Below are 26796 nucleotides of genomic sequence, written 5' to 3' on the forward strand. Positions count from 1 at the left end.
GGCTAATCAAGCTCGGAGATAGCTGGTTCTCCTCGAAAGCTATTTAGGTAGCGCCTCATGTATCACTGTAGGGGGTAGAGCACTGTTTCGGCTAGGGGGTCATCCCGACTTACCAAACCGATGCAAACTCCGAATACCTACAAGTGCCGAGCATGGGAGACACACGGCGGGTGCTAACGTCCGTCGTGAAAAGGGAAACAACCCAGACCGTCAGCTAAGGTCCCAAAGTCATGGTTAAGTGGGAAACGATGTGGGAAGGCTTAGACAGCTAGGAGGTTGGCTTAGAAGCAGCCACCCTTTAAAGAAAGCGTAATAGCTCACTAGTCGAGTCGGCCTGCGCGGAAGATGTAACGGGGCTCAAACCATGCACCGAAGCTACGGGTATCATCTCAGGATGATGCGGTAGAGGAGCGTTCTGTAAGCCTGTGAAGGTGAGTTGAGAAGCTTGCTGGAGGTATCAGAAGTGCGAATGCTGACATGAGTAACGACAATGGGTGTGAAAAACACCCACGCCGAAAGACCAAGGTTTCCTGCGCAACGTTAATCGACGCAGGGTTAGTCGGTCCCTAAGGCGAGGCTGAAAAGCGTAGTCGATGGAAAACAGGTTAATATTCCTGTACTTCTGGTTATTGCGATGGAGGGACGGAGAAGGCTAGGCCAGCCTGGCGTTGGTTGTCCAGGTTTAAGGTGGTAGGCTGAGATCTTAGGTAAATCCGGGGTCTCAAGGCCGAGAGCTGATGACGAGTGTTCTTTTAGAACACGAAGTGGTTGATGCCATGCTTCCAAGAAAAGCTTCTAAGCTTCAGGTAACCAGGAACCGTACCCCAAACCGACACAGGTGGTTGGGTAGAGAATACCAAGGCGCTTGAGAGAACTCGGGTGAAGGAACTAGGCAAAATGGCACCGTAACTTCGGGAGAAGGTGCGCCGGTGAGGGTGAAGCATTTACTGCGTAAGCCCACGCCGGTCGAAGATACCAGGCCGCTGCGACTGTTTATTAAAAACACAGCACTCTGCAAACACGAAAGTGGACGTATAGGGTGTGACGCCTGCCCGGTGCCGGAAGGTTAATTGATGGGGTTAGCGCAAGCGAAGCTCTTGATCGAAGCCCCGGTAAACGGCGGCCGTAACTATAACGGTCCTAAGGTAGCGAAATTCCTTGTCGGGTAAGTTCCGACCTGCACGAATGGCGTAACGATGGCGGCGCTGTCTCCACCCGAGACTCAGTGAAATTGAAATCGCTGTGAAGATGCAGTGTATCCGCGGCTAGACGGAAAGACCCCGTGAACCTTTACTATAGCTTTGCACTGGACTTTGAATTTGCTTGTGTAGGATAGGTGGGAGGCTTTGAAGCGTGGACGCCAGTCTGCGTGGAGCCAACCTTGAAATACCACCCTGGCAACTTTGAGGTTCTAACTCAGGTCCGTTATCCGGATCGAGGACAGTGTATGGTGGGTAGTTTGACTGGGGCGGTCTCCTCCTAAAGAGTAACGGAGGAGTACGAAGGTGCGCTCAGACCGGTCGGAAATCGGTCGTAGAGTATAAAGGCAAAAGCGCGCTTGACTGCGAGACAGACACGTCGAGCAGGTACGAAAGTAGGTCTTAGTGATCCGGTGGTTCTGTATGGAAGGGCCATCGCTCAACGGATAAAAGGTACTCCGGGGATAACAGGCTGATACCGCCCAAGAGTTCATATCGACGGCGGTGTTTGGCACCTCGATGTCGGCTCATCACATCCTGGGGCTGAAGCCGGTCCCAAGGGTATGGCTGTTCGCCATTTAAAGTGGTACGCGAGCTGGGTTTAGAACGTCGTGAGACAGTTCGGTCCCTATCTGCCGTGGACGTTTGAGATTTGAGAGGGGCTGCTCCTAGTACGAGAGGACCGGAGTGGACGAACCTCTGGTGTTCCGGTTGTCACGCCAGTGGCATTGCCGGGTAGCTATGTTCGGAAAAGATAACCGCTGAAAGCATCTAAGCGGGAAACTTGCCTCAAGATGAGATCTCACTGGAACCTTGAGTTCCCTGAAGGGCCGTCGAAGACTACGACGTTGATAGGTTGGGTGTGTAAGCGCTGTGAGGCGTTGAGCTAACCAATACTAATTGCCCGTGAGGCTTGACCATATAACACCCAAGCAATCTGCGTGAGATGAGCAGATTGCGGTGACTGTGAAGATGACACGAACCGAAGGTTTGCGATCACGAACGCACCGAGCTATCACATACCCGATTTGCTGAAGCGCGCCGCAAGGCACGATTCGGTACCCGAATTTCTTGACGACCATAGAGCATTGGAACCACCTGATCCCATCCCGAACTCAGTAGTGAAACGATGTATCGCCGATGGTAGTGTGGGGTTTCCCCATGTGAGAGTAGGTCATCGTCAAGATTGAATTCCAAAACCCCATCTGCTCACGCAGATGGGGTTTTGTCTTTCTGGCGTTTAGAAAACTCAAGCTCTGTTCGCTGCCTCACTTGAATGGTTTCCAACACATCCAGCTATCGAGTCGACGTCCTTTCCCCGTCACTCAGTGAAAGCCCCCATACCAGCAAGCCTGCTTCCGGATTTCAGGTGGAAGCTGCGCAGCACCGGCAGGCTTCCGTCAGGCTGACGCGGTGCGTCCCAGCCTGTGTCCGAGACATCGTCGAAGTCAGCGTCCGTTACCGGTGCTGGCAAGGTCCATGAGTTGTGCGCCATATCCAGCCCTTCGGTATTGATGGTCAGCCGTCCCCTGTAGGCAATGTTGTTCAACAGATTGCCAAGAGGGGTTGGTGAACCGTCCGGCGCGATGCCTGCCATGTTGTAGTCCGCTCCGTTGGAAAAGGCTGTGTTGTTGATGAAGTCCAGCGCCAAGGGGTGGTGATTGGCATAGAAGCCGGCAGCCTTGTTGTCGAAAGCAACCGAGTTACGGATGATGTGTCTCACGCCGTTCGGTACATACTTGCCACCATAGCCGCCTGCTTTGATGCCATTGCCGTTGCCCGCCTCGAGTTTTGTAAGCGTGCCAGGCAAGTAGCCTTGCTGCCACGCCCATGAGTTTTCGATGATTACCGGGGAGAAAGCATTGATCAGGTCAAAGCCATCGTCGGAGTTGGCCCACGCGCGGCAGCCGCGAAATACATTACCTGGATGGCCCGCTTTGATATGGGCACCGAAACCATCGGCGCTCTGGCCTGCGCCGTTTGAGGTGTAAGGGTCGTAGTTGTGATGGGAGTCGGTGTTCAGGACTTGGTTGTAGCCACCGTTCTGAATGAACAGTCCTGGTCCCATGTTGTGGTGCAGGTTGAGCCGCTCGAAGACATTGTGGCTGCCGTTATTCCAGATACCCCAGGACTCGTGGTTGAGATGGTTTTCTGGCTGCTGCGGTACGCCCGTCACCTCCAGCCCTTTCAGGTGCAACCAGCTACCGGTGACGTTGAAGCCTTTGACGCGGCAATCATCTTTCATCGCCGAGAAATCGAAGACCGGTGTTTCGCCAGGATAGGCCCAGTAACGAATAGGCCTGCCTTCGCTGCCACTGTTGTCAAGGGTGATGGCATTGACGGTGTCTATACGCGTGGCACAGCTGTTGACGCCTGACGTGTAGGCATAGACGCCGCCGCGAAAGTACACCGTGTCACCGGCCCTTGCGGCTTGCTGTGCGCGCATGATGGACCGCAACGGTGCGGCTTTTGTACCCACAGCGTGATCATTGCCGTCGGGGGCAACGTAGTAATCGGTTGCCTGCGCTGTTGCCGCTACGGTCAGCAAAGATGCCAGCAGTATCGTTTTCATAAGGTTATTCCAGGCCAGCCTCCTGGAATCGTATGCGTGTTTGCAGCCTTCCATCATGAATTCGATGAATAAAGAGCTTGGTCGACGAAGCCTGGCGATAGGGCCTCACTCGATTCAAAGACAATAAAAAAGGCCGCATTTTCATGCGGCCTTTTACGACAACTGACAGCCTTACGAAGCCAGCTCGGGAACCTCTGGTTTGACATCGTCGCGACGCTGAATGTATTTCCAGTCCGCCTCATCGATGTAGATGCCATTAGGCCCGCTGCCACCTTCCAGGTCGATGGCCACATGGGCCGAGACCTGTGGCTTCACACTTGCCAGAATCGGAACGAAGCCCAGTTGCAGGCTCGTTTCAAGCAGTGCTGCCTGATTCTTCTCATCGATGTCCGCGGCTTCGTCCAGGTAGTACGGTAAGCGTACGCGACCGGCCTGATCGCGATCCATCAAGTGCAGCAACAGGTACATGTTGGTCAAGGCCTTGATGGTCATTGTGGTGCCGTTGGACGCAGCGCCGTCGATATCGGTGTGGATAACCGGCTGACCATTGACCTTGGTGATCTCGAATGCCAGCTCGAACAGGTCCTTCAATCCCAACTGGTTATGGTTGGCAGCGACAAGCCTCGCCAGGTACTCCTTGGCCTCTTCGTTCTTGTTGTCCTGCTCTGCGCTCTGGCTCAGGTCGAAGACCGACAACGTCTCGCCTTCCTCATATTGCCCGGCGCTGTGGATAATCTGGTCGATGTGCTTGAGCGCTTCCTTGTTCGGCGCGAGCACGATACGGAAGCTTGCCAGGTTCGACACCTGACGCTTGTTGATCTCGCGGTTGAACAGCGCCAGTTGGTGCTCAAGACTGTCGTAGTCGCTACGAATATTGCGCAGGGTGCGCGCAATGTCGGTGACTGCTGCGCGGCGAGCCTTGCCCAGCGTAAGCGCCTCGTCGGTACGGTGTGCGTAGGCATTGATCAGCAGTTGCAGGCGACGCTCCATGTCGTCCTCGCTGTCGAATTTGGCCACACCCTTGAGGCGTACCTGAGCATACAGCGCCTCGATCTGTCCGTCGCTGCGCAGCAGGCCTTGCCAGCTGTCCTGATAGTCGTTGAGCAGAGGCAGAAGGTTATCCATGGAATCGTCGATCGGGTCCATGAACGGTGTTCCGAACGGCAGGTCCGCAGGCAACAGCTGGCGACGGCGTAACGCGTCATCCAGCGTGCGTTGCTTGGATTCCATATCACCAATCTGACGTGCGATCAGTTGCAGCTTGGCCGAGAGCTGCTGGACGCGCTCGGTAAAGGCATCGCTGGAGCGTTTCAATTCATCCTGAGCGGCCTCCATCTGCGCCAGATCTTCCAGCTTGCCCGACTCTTCCGCGCTCAGGGTCTGGCACCGGCGGAAGTCTTCAAGGGCTTTTTGCGCATCCAGCACCTGTTGATACAGCGCTTCGGTCTGGGTTTTGCTCGCTGCGCGGTCGGCAGCAACGGCCTGCTGCGTCTTCAGCTGCTTGAGTTCCTTCTCCAGTCGCTCTTTCTGATCGCGCAGTGCAGCACGATCGGCCAGCGCCTGCAGGGCAGGGGGTTCGATGCTCGACAGGTTGATCGTCAACCCCGGCACGGCGAACTGATCGCCTTTGAAGCCGTCCAGAATGGTTTCCAGCGATTTGACCCACGCATCGCCGTCGTCGAGGGCAATACCTTGCTCACCCAGTGGCAGGCTGAACAGCGCGCTGTTGAACAGGCGCATCAGGCGTTCGACATCCGGCTGGGAAAACTCTTCACGCAGACGGGCATAACTGTTGTTATCCGCGTGGTCGAGTTGCTGCCTGACAGACTTGAGGCGTTTCTCGAGATCGCGCAGGCGCTCGTCCAGGTCTTCGGCGCTGAACTGGCGGGACTGGGCCAGCGCACCCGCCAGCTCATCGTGAGCGTCTTTGGCCGCGAGCAGTTGCTGCTCCAGCACTTTAACGTCATCGACCAGTGCGAAACGATTCTTCAGCACCGCCAATTCGCCGACCCAGCGCTGGATGCTGCTGATTTCGCGCTCCAGGCGCATCAGTTCCTGGGTGCTGCTGCGCTGATCGTTTTGCATCTCATCCTGCTGAGCACGGTAGTGCTCGGCCTGAATGACCAGTTCTTCCTTGCGCGCGCCGGAGTAGTCCGACCAGGTGCCGAGCAGTGAGTCAAGGATGGGTGACAGGCGATGTAGCTTGCCGCGCAACAGATCGCGCTGTTTGACGCCAGCAGCCAGCGCCTCGACCAGAGGGCCGGCCAGCACCAGCGAGTTGTAATCCTGTTCCATGCGTCGTACATCACGGAAGGCCTCTTCACAGGCAGCGATGTAGTCGACGCTGCCAGAGCGCAGGCTGTGTTCGAAAGCATCCAGAAACAACTGTTTGAGTTTTGCCGCAGTGATTTCACGCATGTGCAGCAGGTTGATGAACAGCGCGCGGAAGGTCTTCAGGCTCTGTTCACTGGTGGAGCGCAACGGGATCAGTGTCAGGTCCAGCGGAATGGACGTATGCCCGCCGACCAGCAGACGCCGCAATTCGTCGGGCTTCAGCTCGTAGGCTTTCAGGCCCTGGCTCTCCAGATTGCTGAACAGCTCTTTCTGACGCAGGCAGGTGTCGTTTTTCTGGTAATGCCCCAGATCCAGCTCGCCGGCATAGGCAAAGAACTGATGGCCGAAACCGCCGCCCGGACCGCGGCCCACGACGCCAATGACATGCGGGCCGTGGGGCAGGGAGACTTCCACCAGTATGTAGCTGGTATCGGAAGCAAAGTAGAAGCGCCTGGATTGCTCCAGGCTGTACTTGCCGAAGCTCATGTCCGACATGCGCGCCAGAATCGGGAACTGCAGAGCGTTGATCGAGGCACTCTTGCCCAGGTTGTTCGCGCCATACACCGACAGCGGGTTCTCCAGCGGGAACAGGCCGAGGCTGTAACCGGCAGTGTTCAACAGGGCAAAGCGGCGGATGCCATAACGTTCCTGGCTCATGTGTCCATCTCCTGTCGTTGCTCATCGGCGATTGCCCGGGCAAGTGCCTCTTCCTCGGTTTCTTCACCGAATTCAGCGAGGTCCAGCGGGTCATCGGTTTCCAGCAGCTTCTCGTCGCTGTCGTCATCGATGAGCACAGGCGTCGGGAGGGGCAGGGCGCTATGCAGGCTGGCCGCCAGATCTCGGTCCTGTTGCACCGACAGGCAGACATCGAGAAAGCGGTGCATCGGTGGCAGAAAGCGATAGATGCCGACTTCTTCGCTGGCAAAGCCCAGTTGCGTCATGCGGCGCATGATCTTCTCTTCAAGCTCTTCCTGGGTCTGCACTTCCGCCTGGAGAAACAGGTCGCGGTACTTTTCCAGCATTGAAGGCAGCTCATCGCGGCCCAGGCTGCCGCCGTCCAGCACGGCCATAGGGTCGCGGCCCTGATCGGCCAGATGCTCGACGAGGATGAAGGTGAACAGCGCCAGACGCTGAGCCGTCTTGTTGACCTGCGCGGCTGCCAGCTCAGGCACGAAATAATAGAAACCGCGGGTGTCGCAGACCAGTTCGTAGCCCAACGCCTTGAACAGCGCACGGTACTGGTCCTGGCAATTGGAGAGCTGGGCATACAGCTCCGGGTCGCGACGGCTGATGTGATAGCCCTTGAACAGCTCGCGAAAGATCGGCGCAAGCTGGGACATTTCGGATAGATCAAGATGCATGAACGGTGCTCTCGGAATGCGCTGGCTGCTCGTCTTTCGCGGCGAGCAGGGCAAAGGAGCGCAGGCTGACGCGGTGCTCCCGGGTGAAATAGTCGCGACGCTCGAGGCGTTCGCGTGCGAAGCGCTTGTCCCGCGACAGGCGCGAGAACCAGTAGAGCAGTTCGTCGGTTTCGCCAGTCGGCTCCTGCTCCAGCAGCCAGACCATCAGGTCAGGCATCGGCAAGGCGTCTTCGCAGCGCTCGAGCATTTCCTTGACCGTACGTGGCGCACGGGGCGGTTCGCCCTTGCGAGTGCCACTGGCCTTGGGGAATTTCGCGGGTTTGGGCTCGAATCGCGCCAAGGCATATACATAAGCCTCGACCTGACTCGCACTGCCCAGAAACGTACTTTGTGGACGGGTGAACAACGGCATTGCAGCCTGAGGCACTGCGTCCAGGCCCTTGCGACGAATCGCCGACAGGGCCAGCGCTGCACCACGGGTCACCGCGTTATGGCGACGCGCTTCCTCACGCAGCGGCAGCAGCAGCTCGCGCGCATGACGCAAGGTCAACTGGGCGCTGGTCTGCATTTCGAGAATGCGCGCATGGGTACGCAGCAGCATGTCGTCGTCGACCAGATGACCCAGCCGTTGCTGCTCGGTCAACAGCCTCAGCAGCACATTCTCGACCTTGCGCACGCCCTGCTCAAAAGCGCCATCGGCGTTGACCAGCTGGATCATCGGCTCGACGTATTCGTCCCAGGTTGCCAGAACTTCTGCATACCGCTGGCGCAACGGAATCTGCCGGTCGCTGGTCTTGGCCCGGTCGGCCACGGCAACCAGCGCCTGTTCGTCGTTGGCGAGTTTTTTGAGAACGTCGCGTACGCGCATATCCAGCAGCCGCAGTTGCCTGGCCAGATCGTTGGCATCGCGGATATCGAACGCGTCCTGAATATAACCGGCCAGTCGCTCCAGGTGGCGCAGATAAGCCTCGATTTCCAGGCACAGGCCCAGGCGGTGCTCGCGGCGCAGGTAGGACAGGAAGTCATGAATCTGTGCGTTGAGCTCAAAGCGATTGGGGCTTTTCGCGACAGGCACCAGAATGTCCAGACGAATCCACACGTCCAGCAGGTTGGTGATGTCTTGCGGTGTACTGTCCTGCTGTTGGGCGCTCAGTTGCAGGCGCAGCTCGCTCAGGCTCAACGTACCCTGGTCGAAATGTTCGCATAAGGGCTCGAGTAGCGCCCAGTGCTCGGCAAGGGCGCGCAGGACGCGCTTGGGTTCGATCATCGTTAGGCCGACTGTTGGCAAGTGAAAAGCAGCAATTGTACTGCATCAGTCGCCTGATATTTCACCTGCGGGCGATATGCTGCAGCGCAAAAAGCCGAACAACGCTAGAATTGCGCGCTTAACTTATCCACAGGTGGCCGACCCTTGCTCAACGAGTCCCGTCGCCGCGCTTATTTGACCGCCATGCAGGTGGTCAACTGGCTGCCGCGCACAGAACTGCCATTTGCCGCGCCGTCGCGTCCGCAATTGCTTGCCCCGGTGCCGCCACCGGTCGAGGTGCAGAGTGCTGCGTCTGCCGAGGCATATGCTGCGCCTGCCGAAACGCCGAACGTTGAGCCCGCTGCACGGCAGCCTGAGCGGCCAAAAATCGACCTGCCGCGTCCTTCATTGGCGAGCACGCGCACAGCTGCGCCGGCCGCCGAAGAGGCCGAACCGGCACCGCCCAAGGCACCTGTGGTTCCGCCCCCGCGTTTTACTCTGCAATTACTGCGTGCCGGTCGTTGCCTGCTGCTGGTCGAACTGACCACCGGCCAGCCGTTTCAGAGCCGCGACCCGTCCTATCTGCTGCTCAAGGACATGCTGCGCGCTGCCGGTCTGCCCGACAGCCCGCAGATTATCGGCGAGCCTGTGCGCTGGCCATTGCTGGTGCGTGGCCAGATGGATCAGGGCCCGGAGGCCGCGCGCGATTTTGTGCAGGGTTTTGTCGGTGCACGGGTGGAGGATGAGCCCTGCGCGTGCCTCTGGCTGATCGGTCTGCCGTCGATGAAGTACGCCGGTGAAGCCGATGCCGAGTCTTATAACCGTGAACTGCAGATCGAAGGTCTGGGCACTGCCTGGGCATTGCCGGGCCTTGAATTAATGATGGACGAGCCTGAGCGCAAGGCGGATGTCTGGAAAGCCATGCGTCGGCTGATGACGCGCTGGAAATCTACCGATGAGTGATGCCGTAACTTTCCGCCGCATGACCGAAGCCGATATGGATGCGGTCCTGAAAATCGAATACGCAGCGTTCAGCCACCCCTGGACACGCGGCATCTTTCTCGATGGCCTCAAATCCTACGAGATCTGGCTGATGTTCGAGGGCGCGCAGCAGGTCGGGCACGGTGTCATCCAGGTCATCATTGATGAGGCGCATCTGCTCAACATCACTGTTAAGCCCGAGAATCAAGGCCGTGGCCTTGGCTTGCTGTTGCTGGATCATCTGATGAAGCGTGCTTATCAGCTCAATGCACGGGAATGCTTTCTGGAACTGCGTGATAGCAACCGTCCAGCCTATCGTCTGTATGAAAACTATGGTTTCAACGAGATAGGCCGGCGTCGTGACTATTATCCGGCAGCGGATGGCCGTGAAGACGCAGTGGTCATGGCCTGTACGCTGCTGGAAGAGTAACTCGCATCAGCGCTGATGGCCGTCCAGTGGATCGACGATCGCCAGCTCTTCCTCGTCCAGACCGTTGCCGCCGCCGATGTCATCCTCATCGACCACCGTTATGTCCAGATCGGCCGGAACATCTTCACCCTGTTCGTTCGACGAGCGGGCACCGTCCTCATGGATCAGGGTTTCCGGCGACAGATCGTCGTCGGTCGGGTGATGGTCTTCAGTTGACGCACCGGTCAGGCCTGCCTCACGTACGCGTTGATCCGGAATTTCATGTTGCAGTTCGTCTTCAGGGATAAGATCGCCGATACGGGCGGTCTCATCTTCATTGAAATCGAGTGTTTCCATTGAGCCCATACGGTCTTCATTGTCGTCGATGGGTTCCGGCTGGGTAGCACCGAACGGACGGCGTGAATCGTTCATGACAAATCCTCATTTCAGATGGTCGTAGAAGGTGGACCGGCCATCACTTTGAAGATTCCTTTTTGTTGACCGACAGTTCTTATCAAGTAATGGCATTCAAGGCGTGACTTGAGGGATCGGACACCAGTCCAAGTCTGGGCATCATTATCGAGGCGTCAAAGCATGAACGAGCTACAAGACCTGATTGATAACAATGCACGTTGGGCCGATGCGATAAAGCAGGAAGACCCTGAGTTTTTCGCCAAGCTGGCCCGCCAGCAAACGCCTGAGTTTCTGTGGATCGGCTGTTCGGATGCACGCGTTCCGGCCAACGAAATCGTTGGCATGCTGCCCGGTGACCTGTTCGTTCACCGCAACGTGGCCAACGTTGTGCTGCATACCGATCTGAACTGCCTGTCAGTCATTCAGTACGCCGTGGATGTGTTGAAGGTCAAACACATTCTGGTCACCGGCCACTATGGTTGCGGTGGTGTGCGTGCGTCCATGCAGGACCGCCAGTTCGGCCTGATCGACGGCTGGCTGCGCACGATTCGTGATCTGTATTACGAAAACCGTGAAGTGCTGGCCAAATTGCCGACCGAGGAAGAGCGTGTCGACCGCCTGTGTGAACTGAACGTGATTCAGCAAGTGGCCAACGTCGGTCATACCAGCATCGTACAGAACGCCTGGCACCGTGGGCAGAGCCTGTCTGTGCATGGCTGCATCTACGGTATCAAGGACGGTCGCTGGAAAAGTCTCGACGTGACCATCAGCGGTTTCGAGCAGTTGCCGCCACAATACCGTCTGCGTCCGCAAGACTGATAGCTGCCCCGGGTTGTATCGTCGTCAGCCAGCCCGTTTCCCTGACGGCTGGCTGCTGGCGAGTCGGGGTATCACAGCACGAAGCGTTGGACCATCAGGTTCAGATCAGTTGCCAGCATCGACAGTGCGTTACTTGCGACGGTTGTCTGCTGTGCGCCTGACGCTGTCTGGCTCGACAGGTCACGAATGCTGCTCAGGTTGCGGTCAACTTCAGTCGCGACCTGGGCTTGCTGTTCCGCTGCGCTGGCTATCAACAGGTTACGGTCGTTGATGGTCGTTGTTGAATGGATGATCACTTTCAATGCTTCGCCGGTCGACGCTGCCTGCTCCATGGTCAGGTTGGCCTGTGTTGCTGTGTGACGCAACGAACTGGCGGTTTGGTGGGTGCTTTGCTGTACGCCGCTGATCAGCCCTTCGATTTCTGCCGTCGACGCGCTGGTGCGTTGCGCCAGCGAGCGGACTTCATCGGCCACCACGGCAAATCCGCGTCCCGCTTCGCCCGCCCGGGCGGCCTCGATGGCAGCGTTCAGGGCGAGCAGGTTGGTCTGGTTGGCGATCGCGCGAATCACATCGAGAATGCTGCTGATGCTCTGTGTGCGTTCGGCCAGGCCCTCGGCCTGATGCGAGGAGTTCAGCACGTTTTCTGTCAGTTCCTTGATCGAAAGAATCGTTGCCGACAGTTTTTCTTGTCCTTGTGCGGCTGCACGGGTCGATGCCTGCGATTCGGTCACCGTACTGCTGGCGTTGCCTGCGACTTCGATGGCGGCCTGACTCATTTGATTGACGGCAACAGCGGCCTGCTCGATTTCGCTGTTCTGCGATTGCAGGTTGAGCGCACTGGCTTCGGCAATGCTGCCCATTTCCTGGACCGACTGTGAGAGTTGTGTTGCCGCTGCGTATATCTGATCAATCGTGCTGTGCAGGTTGGTGCGCATGCGCCCCAGCGTGATCAGTAGTTGTGCGGTTTCGTCCTTGCCGTCCGGTATCTGGTGTTCGGTCAGATCACCGTCGGCAATGGTGCTGGCGATGTGTAAAGCCTGGCGCACCGGGTGAATGATGCTGACGCTCAGACGCCAGGCGAGCAACAGCGTCAGTGCCAATACGACAGCGATGACGCTGAGCGCAATGATTCGCGTCTGTTCGTAGCTGGCGACAGCTGAATCCACGGCCGAGGCAGCGCTTTGTTTGTTCAGTTCCCGCAGCAACTGCACCTGCATGTCCATCAGGTCGCCCTGTAGCGCGAGCATGGTATTGGCGAGCATTCTCGCCTCATCCAGCTTGTTCTGTTCGATCAGTGCGATCTGATCCTGCAAGCCTGGCATGAAAGCCTTGTAGGCTTCCTGCAACGCGACGATAGAGTCGTGTTCAGTGCCTGACTGGACGCGTGCGAGGTATTCCGAGAATCCTTTCTCGACTTCGTTCCTGAGTTGTTCGACGTTGATTCTGCTGTTGATGACTGCGCCGGGATCATCGGCATTGGCGATCAGACGAATGGTTTCGCTGCGCAGTTTGACCAGACCGATGGCGATGGCATCGGCCATGGCGATGCTGGGCAGTGCGCCACTCTCGACCGCTTCGCCCTGCTTGCGGATTTCCTGCATCTGCAGCAGGCAGAACGCGCCCAGCGCGACCATCAGCAGCGAGGTGATACCGAAGCAGATCACCAGGCGCAGAGTGATTTTGAAACGGCGCAAGAGTGTTGTCGTTGTGGTTTGCCGACGCAGGAAACGAGGCATAAATCTTTTCACGGCACACAACCTCTATAAGCACGCAGACCTTTGCGGAGAGCCGTTTATAGGGCAGTTGTGTGATGTCTTTATGACATCGGGTATTTTCGTCAGGGGCAGCGGACGACTCACGCCCGAGGCGCACCGATTTCCTCCATCAGTTCATCAAGAAAGCGCTTCAGTCGGTCGTGTCTGATCTTCGCCATGTGCGCACCGGTATCAGTCTGAAAACCATCGGAAAGTTTTAACAGCTTGGTGTGAAAGTGGTCGACGGCGAAGTTCATGTCGTCATGGGCACGCTGGCTGGCATGCGGATCATTCGGGTCGTAGAGTCGTCTGCCCATTCGCCCTGATACGTAGAAGGTTCGAGCGACGCCGATCATGCCCAGGGAATCGAGGCGGTCAGCGTCCTGCAGTATCCGGGCCTCCAGCGTCAAGGGGGTTATCGCCGCCGAGAAACTGTGCGCTTCGACAGCGTGGGCGACCGAAGCGATGCTTTCTTCATCCCACCCCATCTCGGTAAGCAGTTCGCTGGCCCGCGCTGCCGACAGTCGTGAAGCGCTGGAGCGAAACGGCGAGTCTTTCTCGACTGACGCGCAGTCGTGCAACAACGTAGCGGCAATCAGTACGCGGGCATCGCCGCCTTCCCGGTCACGGATGGCGCAGACGTTTTTCCAGACGCGCAACAAGTGCGAGACATCATGCGAGCCGTCGATTTTCTCTGCACCGGTGTGCGGGATCAGCAGGCTGGCCAGATCCTCAAACGGGGCGAAGCTGGCGTGGGTCATGCGGTGTTCCTCGGGCGTCTGTGCGGGTATCAGCATTACAGACAATGCCGCTTCATAAAACCCTGTCACTGATCAAGGATGTGGCTGATCTGGCCGGCAAGCAGCCCTGCGCCCTTGGCGTTGAGGTGATTGAAGTCCTTGTAATAGGAATTCATGTCGCCAATCAGGCACTGGCTGTTCTTACAAAAGGCTTCATCCAGTGTTACGAGCCTGATCTGTTTCGCTCGGCTGGCGCGCAGGAACGCATCGCGGGAAAAATGCTGCAGCCGATCATGTTGTTCGACCGGCACCGACAGGTCGCTGACCCGCTGCAATTTTTGTGCGTTGCTGTCCGAGGCGTCTCGGGCCAGGCGGTAATAGAGGCTTTCAGGGTTGACCCGTTGTTGTGGCACTTGCGCGACGATGAAGAGCTCGCTGCCAATCTCCCGATAGGCCCTGATCGTCGTATCAAGCGCCTGCCTGAACACTTCCCGCGAGGTTTCCCGGCTTTTTTCCGGATGGGTGCGCGAGGTCAGGAAATACTTGCTCATCTTTCTCTCACCGTAATTGCCGTCGGTGTACAGCGTCCAGCGTGCAACCAGCACGACCTTTTTGATCTGACGCTGCTTCACGTATTCGAACTCGCGATCGGCCAGCGCCTGGCATACCCCGGCAGCATAGTTGCCGTTGGTGACGTCCACGCCGAGCAACGGCAGGCAACCACCCAGCCCGATATGCGCGACGGTTTTGCCCTGATCCCGCGCGGCGGCGTCAAACGTTGCCAACAGAGCCTCGGAATGGCTGTCGCCAAACAGGGCCATGTCCGGTGTAACCTTATTGTCCGCGAGGCCAAACAGACAAAAATCGACGTTCCAGCGCTTGTCCGCAAGGTTCCGGTCGCATTTGTCGCGTATCTGCGGGTCGGTAAATGCCTGATGCATCGCCGGATCGACAGCGAAGAGCCAGGTAAAGCCGTTGTTGAGATAGCCGGCCAGCCCCAGCGCCACGAACAGTGTCGAGGCAACGCCTGCGGAGGCGAAGATCTGTCGGCGGTTGAACGCACCGGCCTTGCGAAAAGGCTGCTCGACGAATCGCCAGCTCAGCCATGCCAGGCCCATCGACAGAAGGGTCAGCGCCAGCATCAGCGGCAGGTCTGGCTCAATCAGACTGCGCTGACGCGCAAAGGCGAAGACGGGCTGATGCCATAAGTAGGCGCTGTAGCTGATCATGCCGATCAGAACCGCTGCCTGTGAGCCCAGCGCTTTGCCCACCCAGGTCTTGCCGGTGGCGAACACGATGATCAGTGCGGCCCCCAGCACGGGCACCAGCGCGTTGAGGCCGGGGAAGGGTGTGCTGCTGTCGAAGCAAGCGACGGCGTAACCGATCAGCAGAACCCCCAGCAGCGTTGCCGCCTGATCAAGCAAGCTGGCGCGCTCGGTAGCACGCGGTCGCCAGGCAAAGTAAAAGGCGATAAACGACCCTGTCAGCAATTCCCAGGCGCGTGCAGGCAGCAGATAAAACGCGTTGCTGGCGTTTTGATGTGCACCCAGTTCAGCCAGCGTCAGGCTCGCCAGGGCGATGCCGATCAGCAGGGCAATCAGCCACTTGCGACCCATGCCCCAGGCAAGCATCAGTAGCAACGGGAAAAACAGGTAGTACTGCTCTTCTACCGCCAGCGTCCAGGTGTGCAGCAACGGCTTGAGCTCTGCCGTTGCATCGAAATAGCCGCTTTCCAGCCAAAACAACACGTTGGATGAAAACGTCGGCACCGCTACAAGGCTTTTGGCGAAGTACTTCAAATCGGACGGGTCGAGCGTCAACCACGCGACGGGCAGGCAAATCAGCATCATCACGTACAGTGCCGGCAGAATGCGCCGGGCGCGTCGTTCGTAGAAGTCGATCAGCGAGAATCTGCCTGCGAACATCTGCGCACTAATGATCGAGGTAATGAGATAACCGGAGATCACAAAAAAGATATCGACCCCCACGAATCCACCGGAAAACAGCGGCAAGCCAGCGTGAAACAGGATGACCGGGATCACCGCAAGCGCGCGCAGGCCATCGATTTCGGGTCGATAGCCCAGCGCCGGGTTATGAGAAATGCCCATGAGTGTGCTCGATGCAAGAAGTGATGAAAGGCGGTAAATGCGGGCTGCAATAGCTACCGCCAGCGCGTGGCGCAGGCGTCGGGGATGAAGGAGCAGAGGGGATTGCTGGAGGCCGATTGGCTCGAACGCCTGTATTTTTAGTTCAGGTATTCAGTTCTGTCCAATGGCTGATGCTGCTTTACACCGTGCGGTTACGACAACAGATCAGCCTGTTCCCACCTGAAACCGTAAAAGCCCTTTATAATTCATGGTTTTTACCCTCCCTGATGCGAGAACCATTGTGAGCTTACCGTCCTGCCCGAAATGCAATTCCGAATACACCTATGAAGACGGCAGCCTGCTGATCTGCCCGGAATGCGCCCATGAATGGTCTGCCGACGCGGCTGGCACCGACGCGTCCGACGACGTGAAAGTCATCAAGGACTCAACGGGCAACGTGCTGCAGGACGGCGACACCATCACCGTGATCAAGGACTTGAAAGTCAAAGGCTCCTCGCTGGTGGTCAAGGTCGGCACCAAGGTCAAGAACATCCGCCTGGTCGATGGCGACCATGACATCGATTGCAAGATCGACGGCATCGGCGCGATGAAGCTGAAGTCGGAGTTCGTCCGCAAGGTTTGATTCTGCCGGGCAATGGCTTTAGCCTGAACGCCTCGCCGGTCTTTCGACTGGCGGGGCGTTCATGTTTCCGGGCGCGCCAGGGCTGTTTTTCCTGAACAGGTGAATACCGTGCCGACTACCCCCGCCCCTTATCTGAAACCCGATGAATGCGTCGTGCTGTTCGATGGCGTCTGCAAGCTGTGCAATGGCGTGGTGAAGTTTCTGATTCGCCATGACCCGCATCGGCGTCTGCGGTTGGCCGCAGTGCAGTCTGAGCAAGGACAGGCATTGTTGAAGTGGGCCGGGCTGCCACTGGACGATTTTCACACCATCGCGGTCATCGTCAACAATCGGGTGTTCGTGCGCTCGGATGCCTTTCTGCACATCATGGGGCTGCTGCCTGCGCCGTGGCCGCTGCTCAAAGTGCTGGGGATTTTTCCACGCTTTCTTCGGGACTGGGCCTACAACCGTATCGCGCTCAACCGATATCGCCTGTTCGGACGCCATGATCACTGCCAGTTGCCTTCGCCCGAGCACCGGCAGCGCTTCCTTGATGGTTGACGACCGGCGGTCAATTGCCACGTCTGTTACGTGTGCACGGGTTGTGATCCACTCTGGCGGTCCGTAGAATTCGTTTCATCTGGCTTCATTCCCACTACCCACAATAATCCACTTTGCACACTGCGCCCGATCCTGAAGGTCGAGCGGAGCGTTTTTGCGTTGGTTTTTCAGTGGGGCGAGCCGCGGTTTTCCATACAGGTGTCAGGCGTGTGTGTTCACGCGTGGCGGTCGGCCTTCGGGTCGGAACATTTTCAGGGCGTTGTGATTCTTGATAACTTCACCTCCAAACGAGCAGGCAGGTAGCTGGCTTGGCGTATTCGCGCTGGCGCTGGCGGCCTTCATTTTCAATACCACCGAGTTCGTGCCGATTGGTCTGCTGAGCAACATCGGCCAGAGTTTCGAGATGACCCCGGCGCAGGTCGGGTTGATGCTCACGATCTATGCCTGGGTCGTGTCGCTGATGTCGTTGCCGATGATGCTGGCAACGCGCAACATCGAGCGCCGCAAGTTGCTAATGTTCGTGTTCGGCCTGTTTGTGGTCAGCCACGTCCTCTCTGCGATCGCCCCCAGCTTTGCGATCCTGCTGGTGAGCCGGGTCGGTATCGCGTTTGCACATGCGGTGTTCTGGTCGGTCACGGCGTCGCTGGCCGTGCGCATCGCACCGCCCGGCAAGCAGGTTCAGGCGCTTGGCCTGTTGGCGACCGGTACTTCGCTGGCAATGGTGCTGGGTATTCCGCTGGGCCGCGTGCTGGGCGAAGCGCTGGGCTGGCGGACCACCTTCATGGGCATCGCCGGCGTTGCTGCGCTGGTAGTCTTCCTGCTGACTCGCGCGCTGCCGTTGTTGCCCAGTCAGAACTCCGGGTCCTTGCGCAGCCTGCCGATCCTGTTCAAGCGCCCACGGCTGATGGCGATCTACCTGCTGACTGCGATTGTGGTAACCGCTCATTTCACCGCCTACAGCTATATAGAACCGTTCACTCAGACCGTGTCCCGGCTCAGCGGCGAAATGACCACGATCCTGCTGCTGGTCTTCGGCGGTGCCGGAATCATGGGCTCGATCATCTTCAGCCTGTTCAGCGACCGTTTCCCGAATGGGCTACTAATCACCGCCATTGGCACGCTGACCGTTTGCCTGCTTATGCTGTTGCCACTCTCCGGTGATGCCGCAACGCTCGGCACGCTGACCATTATCTGGGGCATGGCGATCATGTGCTTCGGCCTGACATTGCAGGCGCGCGTCCTGTCGCTGGCACCCGATGCGACCGACGTGGCAATGGCGCTGTTCTCAGGCATTTTCAATATCGGTATTGGTGGCGGCGCGCTGCTCGGCAGCGTGGTCAGCAGCCATCTCGGGGTTGCCAACGTCGGTATCGTAGGCGGTCTGCTGGCCCTGGGCGGTTTGGGGTTGTGCTGTTTTACCACGCATTACTTTGGCAAGGTCCGGCCCTCTGCCGAGATGCACGCCGAGAGCAAATAGGACGCGCATAAAAAAGCTCGCTGACCGCGCAAGGCGATCAGCGAGCTGTTTGTTCTGACATGAAGATCAGGCTTTAAGCCGACCCAGCCATTCCAGCGACGTTCTCCAGATACAAATCCCCAGAAAGTACGCCGACATCGCCAGCCACAGTCCCATTACCACAGGGCCATTGTGTGGATGGTTGATGATCAGCAGGGCGCTGGACAGCAGCCATACGGTGGTGACGGCGATATTGATCGGCATAAAGCGGCGCACACGGAACGGGTGCAGAAACTTCATGCGGGTCAGGGTCAGCAGTGCCAGAGCAATAATGGTGATGAAGGTCAGCCACGGCGCGGGCGACAGAATGTAGAGGCAAAGGGCAACCACGTTCCATGCAGCAGGAAAGCCCTGAAAATAGTTGTCCTTGCTTTTCATGTCGACGTTGCAGAAGCAGAACAGCGACGACACCAGAATTACCGATACGCTGAGCAGCAGCGTGTAATCGGGCACCGGAATGTAGCGGTAGATGAACAATGCTGGAATGAACACGTAGGTCAGGTAGTCGATGACCAGGTCCAGCACCGAACCATCGAAGTGCGGCAGAACAGACGTTGTATTGACCTTGCGGGCCAGCGAGCCGTCTACTCCATCCACGATCAGGGCCGCGCCCAGCCACAGCAGGCAGGCCTTGGGTTCATTGTTGAACAGGGCGATGGTGGCCAGGAACGCAAGGACTACGCCGGTGGCGGTGAAGCCATGCGCGCCCCATGCGTTGAGTCTGGCTATGCGTTGATTGGTTATCACGGGGGCGCTCTCCAGGAAATAATGCTTGCCAGGGTGTGCCGCAAACCTGACCGGTAGCAACTATCGACCCGGCAATTGCCGATAAGTTTAGCGGTGACTATCCCTTGTTTCCCGGTTGTTTTCCAGAAAACTGCGATCTGTGTCAGACCGCTCGTCTCTGTAGTCTTCCGGTTCGACGAAACAGGTAGGCTCGTCACCGTTGGCATTGAGTTGGTTGATCAGGGTCGGCTGGCCTTGTTCATTGAACACTACCTGACCGACACCTGCCGAGTTCCATAAGCGTTCACCGGCCTTGCTGTGCTCGGGCGTGCGCGGAACAACCTTCATCAGGCGGCGCTTGGTGAACCAGTTAAGAGGTGAGCGGGGAGAGTATAACCAGCGATTCAAGCGATCAAAAGTGTCCAGCAGACGACGGGGGAATTCATTCTTGATGCCACTGCTGGTGATTTGCCAGATGCGAGGCCCGCCACTGCGATGGCGAATCAGGATTTCGTAGACGAACGAGTAATGCACATCGCCCGACAGAATCACGTAGTTGCCCGGGGTTCTGGAGTGGCGAAAGATGTTCAGAATAACGTTGGCAGCGCCACGGTGCGCCATCCAGTTTTCCGCATCGACCAGCAACGGATAGCCGCACCAGATGAAGATCCGCTGTATCGCCTCGATCAACTTGACGCCGAACACAGGGGCAGGTGACACGATAATCGCCGATTTGTGGTCAAGCAGTTCCTGTTGCAACTCACTGAGTGCTTCCCAGTCCAGCAGGCCGGACGGGTGATTGAAATTCGTCTCGCTGCGCCAGCGCCGCGTGCGAGTATCCAGGACCACCAGCGCGGGGCTGGTCGGCAGCACGTAATGCCATTGTTGAAACTTCAGCAATTGGTCGATCAGTGCGTCCTGGGCCGTGCTCTCCAGCCAGTTATTCTGGCGCATTGCCTCTGTGCTCAGTTCATGTGCCTGCCGGACCAGGTCGTTGAGTGCGTCGGGGTTGTTGCCCCAGCCCTGACAGAGCAGATAGGCCAGCAGCGCGTTACCGATGATGCGTTTCGAGAAGGGATGGCCGTAAGCAGTCTCTTCCCAGTTTGCCGACAGGTTCCAGTCATCGGTGATGTCATGGTCGTCAAAAATCATCATGCACGGCAGGTGAGCCATCGCACGCGCTACGCCGTTCAGTCCTGCGGTGAAAGCCTCGATCACGTGCTGCTCTTTGGCATAACGCTCGACTTCGTCGGCTTCCAGATGCGGCCTGCCGGGCTCGATCAGGGTCCAGGGCGTAGGTGACCAGACCAGCAGGTACATCGCGATGACTTCCGCCAGCGTGACCAGATGGTTATCCGCAGTGCTGCTGGTAAATACCGGCTTGCTGGTGCCGCCAAAGAATCGCTCGCGCAGCGTGTCGTTGCTTTTCAGGGCGGGCAGCAGATCGGCGCGCTGGTAATAGCTGGCCGGATGCGTATACAGGCTGCTGCTGTCATCGACCACCGCACCGTCAAGTTGCTCATCGAACAACCCCAGCCGTTCGATCAGCACATGGATGGCACGCAGCATCGGCCCGGCCACGTCGTCGGCGTAAATCTGATCGCCGCTCATCATCAACAGGGCAGGGCGCTGCTGCGGTGCCTTGCTGTCGGCCAACAGACGGTCCACACAGAGCAGACCTTCTGCTGCGCTGTGGTGCGGCTTGCGGCACGAGCCATGCAGCAGATGATCGATGCTGCTGCGCACCACGAAGTTCGGATAGCGGGCACCGTCGTACAGCAGGTGAGGTGCCCACTCGGCGATGCCGCCCGGTTCGCCATTCACCACCAGGTCGTAATCGATCCAGGCGTCCCGAGGCAGTTCGGCCTCCAGTTGCAGGTCGATCAGATGAATGAATGCGTGGCGACCCACCGCGATGACCTGACATCGCTGGCCAGTCAGTGAATGATCGGTAAAGCCGCGCGCGGCATCATCGGCGTCATGGCGCAGACGCAACGTGAGGTCGAGCGGGCGCGAGCCCACCAGCCATAACACCAGGCGGCCGGCTTCCTGACGGCGCAACAGCGGGCCGGCGAGGATGGACGGTAACGGAGCAGGTTGTTCGGCGGGCGAAGACGGCATCCTGATTCAAGACTCTGGCTGATCGTGGGCAGGAAATACTAACGCAGTCAGTGTGGAAAGTTCTTGTTACACAGATGCACCGTGGTCCCCAGCCTGTTTCAAAGCATTGCACCAGAGAGTTGGAGCATCGGAGCGCCAAAGCGGATGAATGCCCCTTCAGTGGTGTGCAATGTTGCCGATAGCCGCTTTTATATAGAGCCTGAAGTTGCCGGTTCCCCTGCATCGCTGCTCAGCCTCAGCCAGCTTTTCAAACTAGAGATCTTTCCATGAACTGGTTCTATAACGCCAAGCTGTCCACCAAACTGTTTATTTCATTCTCACTCTGCGCGGTCATTACCCTCGCGGTGGGCATGGTTGCGAGCCGGGGGATTGGTGAACTCGCCACTAACCTGAAACTTGCGTTCTCCAATAACCTGGTCTCGGTGTCGAAAACCAACGAGGCGACCACCAATGTGGTCGAGCAGAACCGTGATGTGTATCGTCTGCTTTCGATGGCCGCTGCCAATGCACCGCAAAGCGCCAAGGATGAAATTCTCGCCAGCCTTAAAAATAATCGGGCGGAAGCAGAAAAGGCCTATGCCACCTATCGCGCAACGCCGCTTGAAGATGACGAGCGCGCTGCGGGCGATCAGATGGACCAGGACTGGCCCGTCTATCAGGCACTGGTCGATCGTGCTGTGACCGTGGCTTTTTCCGGAGACGTTGCAGCGGCCAGGGCGCTGGTCGAGGGTGACGTTCGCAAAGCCTACCTGACGGTGATGGACGAACTGAACATCATGGTCGGCTCCAACAACCGTCAGATAGGCGAAGGTGCCGCCGCGGCTGAGAAGACCGAGTCCTCAGCCAACCTCAATCTGTACCTGGGTATCGGCATTGCCTTCGTCGCTGCGTTTGTTTTGGCACTGTTTATCAGTCGTGTCATCAGCTCACCCATTTCCTCTGCGCTTGCCAGTGCACAGCGCATCGCGGGGGGGATCTGACCCAGCCGATTGTCAGCACCCGTCGTGACGAAGCTGGCCTTATGCTCGCCGCGCTGAGTGACATGCAGACCAGCCTGAAAAGCACCATCGGGCAGATTTCCAGCGCCGCTGATCAGCTTGCTTCAGCTGCTGAAGAGCTTAATGCCGTTACCGAAGAGGGTAGCCGTGGCCTGACGCGGCAGAACGACGAAATCCAGTTGGCTGCCACCGCTGTTACCGAAATGACGGCTGCCGTCGAGGAAGTGGCGCGTAACGCGATGTCTACCTCTGATGCTTCAAAGCGAACCAGTACCGAAGCGGCTACCGGACGTGATCAGGCTCGTGAGGCGGTCAGTGCGATCAACAACGTCAGCGCCGAGATCAGCAGTTCTACTTCGATGGTCGAAGAGCTTGCCGGGCGTGTTCGCGAGATTGGTCAGGTGCTGGATGTGATCCGTGGTATTGCCGAACAGACCAACCTGCTGGCCCTCAACGCCGCTATCGAGGCAGCGCGTGCAGGCGAGCAAGGCCGCGGCTTTGCCGTGGTGGCCGATGAGGTGCGTGCTCTGGCCGCTCGTACCCAGGCGTCCACCGGTGAAATCGAAACCATGATCGGCAGCGTTCAGGCCAGTGCCGATCAGGCTGTGCGAGCCATGGGCAACAGCCGCACCCTTGCCTGCAATACTCAATCCCTGGCTCAGGCCACAGGCCACAGGCCAGTCGCTGGAGCGCATTACGCAAAGCATTGCCGAGATCAATGATCGCAACATGCTGATTGCTACGGCGTCCGAAGAGCAGTCTCACGTTGCGCGCGAGGTGGATCGCAACCTGGTCAATATTCAGGACCTTTCCACCCAGACCGCTGCCGGCGCTCACCAGACCAGCGCTTCCAGTCAGGAGCTGTCTCGTCTGGCGATTTCCTTCAACAACCTGGTAGGCAGGTTCAAAGTCTGACGCAGGCGTCAGGACGTTGTAGACGGCAGGCGCTTCTGGAAAAAGAAGCGCTTGTTGCCGGGCGGATAATCGTCGATCTGGCCGAACTTGGTGTAACCGTGGCGACGATAGAACTCGGGCGCCTGGAAGTCGAAAGTGTCCAGCCAGATCCCTGCGCAGCCCTTCTCGATCGCCAGATCCTCGGCCATCTGCATCAAACGCGAGCCCATTCCCTGTCCACGTGTTTGCTCCGGCACTACCAGCAGCTCGATGAACAACCATTGATAAAAAATACGTGCGTGCAGGCCACCGAGAATTTCCCGGGTCTGATCATCGCGAATGAACATTGCCACCTTCTCGGACTTGCCGTCACCCGCCTGCTCGGCGTTGAAGCGCCGCAGTGGCTCCAGAATCGCCAGGCGATCTTCTTCCGTAGGGTTGCTGTCGACGTCAATATAAACGCTCATGCGATGGCTCCCAGCCGTAGTGTGCGCGACGAGCTTAGAGCGGCAGAGACATTTGGTAAAGGCAGGCCCCGCAACGTGTCATTTCACGCAAAACACACGCAGTTTCGTCCGGCGCGCTTGGCGGCGTAGAGTGCATTGTCGGCAGCGCTGATCAGCTTGTCGGACGTGATTTGGGGAGCCACTGCACACGCGACCCCGAGGCTGACGGTGACGAAGGCGCTTTCGCCCAGCACCGGGTGCGGCAACTTGAGCGCGGCTACAGCGCTCTGCAAGGCGTTGGCCATGTCTCTGGCCTGTCCGGCATCGCCATTCATCAGGACCAGAACCTCTTCGCCACCAAACCGAAACGCCACAGCGCCGTTTTCATGTGCACTTTGCTGGATTTTCTGGCAGAGCAACTTGAGGCAGGTGTCGCCTTGTGGATGGCCGTAACTGTCGTTGTAGGATTTGAAGTGATCAATGTCCAGCAGGATGATGGCCACGTTCGCCGGCGTTTTGCGCGCGCGTTCCCAGACTGAGTTCATCACTTCGTCCTGATAGCGCCGGTTGAACAGGCGGGTCAACCCGTCGGTACGCGCAAACTCCATCAGTTGCACCTGAAGCAGGCGGCCGCGAAGCGCAAACAGGTAGCTCATGCGGCTGCCGCGTTCCAGGAAGTAGGAGGCCATCAGCAGCAGCATGACTGTGGAGACGAACAACACGGCATTGGCCTGCCAGATCACGAAATCTGCGAAATTGGCAATGTAGGTGGTCACTAGCTGGATGATCAGCATGCATGACAGTGCGACCGCTGCATGGCGCAGGGGTAATTGTTGAATCATGGTGCAATAGACCATGATCAGCAGCATTCCCAGTTGATAAAAGATTTGATACGGACTCTCGCTGTGGATCATCACCAGCATTGGCATGAGCGAGCACAGCACCGTCGCGACTGCCGCAGTGGTTTCCATTGCCCAGCGAGAAGAAAAGCGCCGCGCCAGCACTAACAGCACAACGAACATCGGCGTGATCAGGAGTAGACGCCCTAGCGCCACGTAAACAAACACATCGCGCAGAATCAACCAGTCACTGATCAGAAACAGGTTGTAGATCAGGCTGCCCCCAATCCCGACCGCCGTGAGGAACTCGCGCCGCTGTGGCCGGGTTTCAGTCTGATAGCGCCGCTCAAGCATACGGCTGAAACGCAACGCACCCACGCCCGAAATAATCGTCTGCTCTACCTCTGCAAGGAGTTGCGCATCTTCAGGGGTAGGACGGTCAAGCGCAGAAACGAGCATGTGACACCGGTACATTAACATCGAGAGACTTAGGACATCACGAATGATGTCTTAGTGCTATTAGTGCGTGGTGCATGAATGTTCAAGTCGACCGGCGGTTGCCGTGGGCGACTGATGAGCGCAGCCAAGCCTGCGGTGGAAACGACAGCCGTTTTCCGCCGCTTACAGCAGGTCATTGTCAATCCGCATGAGGGGCGTGAACGGCCGGGCGGCATAGATTAATTCCATGTGCCCTCTTCAGACGAAATACCTTAACGCCGTCTACGCTTATGCCGATACCCACGTATAACCCCACTACTGGTGCCGTCATGTTCAACACTCGCTTGAAAAGGGAATTACAGGCACAACACGCCGAGTTATCCATGTATCGGCAAATGCGGAAAGGAATGGACGCGCGCATGGTGTCGTTGAGCCTGGACGCCAGCAATCACATCGTTCATGCCAATGACAACTTCCTCAGGGCGCTTGGTTATTCCGCCGAACAGTTGCTGGGCAAGGACCTTGACCAGATGGTGCCGACCTACGTCAAACAGCTCGATTGCTACCGCAACCTCAAGCTGGCGGTGCAGAAGGGCGAGTCGGTGATCGACAATTACCGCTTTTTGCATGCGAATGGCAGCCTGGTGTGGATTCGGGCCATGTGGCAGCCGGTTCTGGACTACCAGGGCAAGCTGGTGACGTTGCAATGCTATGGGTCGGACATCACCCAGACTGTCGAAACGGCTGCCGAGAACTCTGCATTCATTCAGGCGCTGCTGCGTTCTACCGCGGTGATCGAGTTTGATTTGAGTGGTCATGTACTGACCGCGAACGAACAGTTCCTGCGTGGCATGGGTTACAGCCTGGCGCAGATCAAGGGCAAGCACCACAGCCTGTTCTGCGATCCGCAGGAAACCTCGCAGGCGCCATACCGGGAATTCTGGTCGAGGCTCAACCGTGGCGAGTTCGTTGCCGGGCGTTTCAAACGTATCGACAGCAGCGGGCGCGAGGTCTGGCTGGAGGCTACCTACAATCCGGTTCACGATGCTCAGGGCAAACTCTACAAGATCGTCAAGTTCGCCACCCTGGTGACCGATCAGGTAGCCCGCGAAGACGAAGTGAGCCAGGCGGCAAGCGTGGCGTTCGAAATCTCCCAGCAGACCGACGTCAGTGCCCAGCGTGGCGCGGACGTGGTGCAGAACACCGTGCAGACCATGCGCAAGATTTCCGAAGAGATGCAGTCGGCTTCCTCAGGCATTGAAGCGCTGGGCAAGCAGTCACTGTTGATCAGCTCCATCGTGCAGACCATCGGTGGCATTGCCCAGCAGACCAACCTGCTGGCCCTCAACGCCGCCATCGAAGCCGCGCGTGCCGGTGAGCAGGGCAGGGGCTTTGCGGTGGTGGCGGATGAAGTCCGTCAGCTGGCTGGCCGCACCAGCGCGGCGACCGAAGAAATCGTCAACGTCGTGCAGCAGAACCGGGCACTGGCCGATGAAGCCGTGCGCGGCATGGCCAACAGCCGCACCCAGGCCGAACAAGGGCTGGCACTGGCCAACGAGGCAGGCGCGGTGATCGTCGAGATTCAGGAGGGGGCCAAACAGGTGGTGGGTGCGGTGGGGCGGTTTGCCAATCAGTTGAAGTGACTGTATTTAGGGTGTTGCGTGTCACGGATGACCGGCAACACCTGATAGCTCTGGCATCATTTTTGGACGGCAGGCA

21 protein-coding genes, 2 rRNA genes and 3 pseudogenes (1 of these 26 cut by a window edge) are annotated in these 26796 nt (G+C 58.0%); 13 read left to right on the top strand and 13 right to left on the bottom strand.

The window, feature by feature from the left end:
* A 23S ribosomal RNA gene (locus MME58_RS04075) occupies nucleotides 1–2120 on the top strand; it begins 774 nt to the left of the window's first position.
* Between the two features lie 149 nt (nucleotides 2121–2269).
* Nucleotides 2270–2385: ribosomal RNA gene (gene rrf / locus MME58_RS04080) — 5S ribosomal RNA — on the top strand.
* Nucleotides 2386–2520: 135 nt separating this feature from the next.
* Here the strand turns inward: rrf and MME58_RS04085 are convergent.
* The 4 genes from MME58_RS04085 to mksB form a co-directional block, all read right to left on the bottom strand.
* Nucleotides 2521–3771 carry a right-handed parallel beta-helix repeat-containing protein gene (locus tag MME58_RS04085; RefSeq protein ID WP_055006481.1) on the bottom strand — a complete coding sequence of 417 codons (1251 nt, stop codon included), beginning with the start codon at nucleotides 3769–3771 and terminating at the stop codon, nucleotides 2521–2523.
* A 171-nt stretch (nucleotides 3772–3942) separates the two neighbouring features.
* Nucleotides 3943–6762, bottom strand: coding sequence for an Mks condensin complex protein MksF (gene mksF / locus MME58_RS04090; RefSeq protein WP_054986309.1), 2820 nt, complete (start codon nucleotides 6760–6762; stop codon nucleotides 3943–3945).
* Nucleotides 6759–7466: an Mks condensin complex protein MksE gene (gene mksE, locus MME58_RS04095; RefSeq protein ID WP_055006482.1), complete on the bottom strand. Its 708-nt coding sequence runs from the start codon at nucleotides 7464–7466 to the stop codon at nucleotides 6759–6761. Before mksE ends, mksF begins: the two co-directional genes overlap by 4 nt.
* Nucleotides 7456–8733, bottom strand: a complete 1278-nt coding sequence (mksB, locus tag MME58_RS04100) for an Mks condensin complex protein MksB (RefSeq protein WP_055006483.1) — start codon at nucleotides 8731–8733, stop codon at nucleotides 7456–7458. The genes mksE and mksB overlap by 11 nt, the downstream gene beginning before the upstream one ends.
* Before the next feature lie 144 nt (nucleotides 8734–8877).
* Here mksB and MME58_RS04105 point away from each other — a divergent pair, with 144 nt between their 5' ends.
* Nucleotides 8878–9675, top strand: coding sequence for a hypothetical protein (locus tag MME58_RS04105; RefSeq protein WP_055006484.1), 798 nt, complete (start codon nucleotides 8878–8880; stop codon nucleotides 9673–9675).
* Nucleotides 9668–10123, top strand: a complete 456-nt coding sequence (gene rimI, locus MME58_RS04110) for a ribosomal protein S18-alanine N-acetyltransferase (protein WP_054986305.1) — start codon at nucleotides 9668–9670, stop codon at nucleotides 10121–10123. Before MME58_RS04105 ends, rimI begins: the two co-directional genes overlap by 8 nt.
* Nucleotides 10124–10129: 6 nt before the next feature.
* Here the strand turns inward: rimI and MME58_RS04115 are convergent, their stop codons facing one another.
* The gene (locus MME58_RS04115; RefSeq protein ID WP_055006485.1) at nucleotides 10130–10534 is read right to left on the bottom strand and encodes a hypothetical protein; all 405 of its coding nucleotides are present in this window, start codon (nucleotides 10532–10534) and stop codon (nucleotides 10130–10132) included.
* A gap of 162 nt (nucleotides 10535–10696) precedes the next feature.
* Between MME58_RS04115 and can the strand changes: the two genes are divergently transcribed.
* The gene (gene can / locus MME58_RS04120; protein ID WP_002552086.1) at nucleotides 10697–11335 is read left to right on the top strand and encodes a carbonate dehydratase; all 639 of its coding nucleotides are present in this window, start codon (nucleotides 10697–10699) and stop codon (nucleotides 11333–11335) included.
* Nucleotides 11336–11406: 71 nt separating this feature from the next.
* Here the strand turns inward: can and MME58_RS27680 are convergent, their stop codons facing one another.
* From MME58_RS27680 to MME58_RS04135, 4 genes and pseudogenes are all read right to left on the bottom strand, one after another.
* Nucleotides 11407–12270, bottom strand: coding sequence for a methyl-accepting chemotaxis protein (locus MME58_RS27680; RefSeq protein ID WP_395569315.1), 864 nt, complete (start codon nucleotides 12268–12270; stop codon nucleotides 11407–11409).
* Between the two features lie 219 nt (nucleotides 12271–12489).
* Nucleotides 12490–13071: pseudogene (locus MME58_RS27685) on the bottom strand (MCP four helix bundle domain-containing protein); the annotation flags it as partial.
* 119 nt (nucleotides 13072–13190) lie between these two features.
* Nucleotides 13191–13850, bottom strand: coding sequence for an HD domain-containing protein (locus MME58_RS04130; RefSeq protein ID WP_055006487.1), 660 nt, complete (start codon nucleotides 13848–13850; stop codon nucleotides 13191–13193).
* A 65-nt stretch (nucleotides 13851–13915) separates the two neighbouring features.
* The gene (locus MME58_RS04135; RefSeq protein ID WP_055006488.1) at nucleotides 13916–15937 is read right to left on the bottom strand and encodes an acyltransferase family protein; all 2022 of its coding nucleotides are present in this window, start codon (nucleotides 15935–15937) and stop codon (nucleotides 13916–13918) included.
* Nucleotides 15938–16214: 277 nt separating this feature from the next.
* Here MME58_RS04135 and MME58_RS04140 point away from each other — a divergent pair, with 277 nt between their 5' ends.
* From MME58_RS04140 to MME58_RS04150, 3 genes are all read left to right on the top strand, one after another.
* Complete coding sequence (locus MME58_RS04140; RefSeq protein ID WP_054984527.1) at nucleotides 16215–16559, top strand: zinc ribbon domain-containing protein YjdM; 345 nt, start codon at nucleotides 16215–16217, stop codon at nucleotides 16557–16559.
* A 108-nt stretch (nucleotides 16560–16667) separates the two neighbouring features.
* On the top strand, nucleotides 16668–17099 hold the full coding sequence (locus MME58_RS04145; RefSeq protein WP_054984519.1) for a thiol-disulfide oxidoreductase DCC family protein: 432 nt from the start codon (nucleotides 16668–16670) through the stop codon (nucleotides 17097–17099).
* A 268-nt stretch (nucleotides 17100–17367) separates the two neighbouring features.
* The gene (locus MME58_RS04150; RefSeq protein ID WP_054984518.1) at nucleotides 17368–18576 is read left to right on the top strand and encodes a sugar transporter; all 1209 of its coding nucleotides are present in this window, start codon (nucleotides 17368–17370) and stop codon (nucleotides 18574–18576) included.
* Nucleotides 18577–18642: 66 nt separating this feature from the next.
* Here the strand turns inward: MME58_RS04150 and pcsA are convergent, their stop codons facing one another.
* Together pcsA and MME58_RS04160 are read right to left on the bottom strand one after the other, a co-directional pair.
* Complete coding sequence (gene pcsA / locus MME58_RS04155) at nucleotides 18643–19362, bottom strand: phosphatidylcholine synthase (protein ID WP_003433808.1); 720 nt, start codon at nucleotides 19360–19362, stop codon at nucleotides 18643–18645.
* A gap of 87 nt (nucleotides 19363–19449) precedes the next feature.
* Nucleotides 19450–21462: an alkaline phosphatase D family protein gene (locus MME58_RS04160; protein ID WP_055006489.1), complete on the bottom strand. Its 2013-nt coding sequence runs from the start codon at nucleotides 21460–21462 to the stop codon at nucleotides 19450–19452.
* A gap of 266 nt (nucleotides 21463–21728) precedes the next feature.
* Between MME58_RS04160 and MME58_RS27690 the strand changes: the two genes are divergently transcribed.
* From MME58_RS27690 to MME58_RS27700, 3 genes are all read left to right on the top strand, one after another.
* Nucleotides 21729–22442 (top strand): MCP four helix bundle domain-containing protein, encoded by a 714-nt coding sequence (locus tag MME58_RS27690; protein ID WP_371913020.1) that lies wholly within the window; start codon nucleotides 21729–21731, stop codon nucleotides 22440–22442.
* Nucleotides 22443–22699: 257 nt separating this feature from the next.
* Nucleotides 22700–23182 (top strand): methyl-accepting chemotaxis protein, encoded by a 483-nt coding sequence (locus MME58_RS27695; protein WP_395569316.1) that lies wholly within the window; start codon nucleotides 22700–22702, stop codon nucleotides 23180–23182.
* A 7-nt stretch (nucleotides 23183–23189) separates the two neighbouring features.
* On the top strand, nucleotides 23190–23375 hold the full coding sequence (locus MME58_RS27700) for a hypothetical protein (RefSeq protein ID WP_371913018.1): 186 nt from the start codon (nucleotides 23190–23192) through the stop codon (nucleotides 23373–23375).
* An 8-nt stretch (nucleotides 23376–23383) separates the two neighbouring features.
* Here MME58_RS27700 and MME58_RS04170 read toward each other — a convergent pair whose 3' ends face one another.
* Together MME58_RS04170 and MME58_RS04175 are read right to left on the bottom strand one after the other, a co-directional pair.
* On the bottom strand, nucleotides 23384–23821 hold the full coding sequence (locus MME58_RS04170; protein ID WP_055006490.1) for a GNAT family N-acetyltransferase: 438 nt from the start codon (nucleotides 23819–23821) through the stop codon (nucleotides 23384–23386).
* Nucleotides 23822–23904: 83 nt separating this feature from the next.
* Entirely contained in the window at nucleotides 23905–25098 is a 1194-nt protein-coding gene (locus MME58_RS04175) for a GGDEF domain-containing protein (protein ID WP_054984515.1), read from the bottom strand.
* A gap of 398 nt (nucleotides 25099–25496) precedes the next feature.
* On the opposite strand from MME58_RS04175, the pseudogene MME58_RS27705 reads away from it, so the two are divergent.
* Nucleotides 25497–26120: pseudogene (locus tag MME58_RS27705) on the top strand (PAS domain-containing protein); the annotation flags it as partial.
* Between the two features lie 165 nt (nucleotides 26121–26285).
* Nucleotides 26286–26720 (top strand): annotated as a pseudogene (locus tag MME58_RS27710) (methyl-accepting chemotaxis protein); the annotation flags it as partial.
* Nucleotides 26721–26796 lie beyond the last annotated feature (76 nt).

It is taken from the genome of Pseudomonas syringae pv. tagetis, from assembly GCF_022557255.1.
Classification (GTDB): domain Bacteria; phylum Pseudomonadota; class Gammaproteobacteria; order Pseudomonadales; family Pseudomonadaceae; genus Aquipseudomonas; species Aquipseudomonas caricapapayae.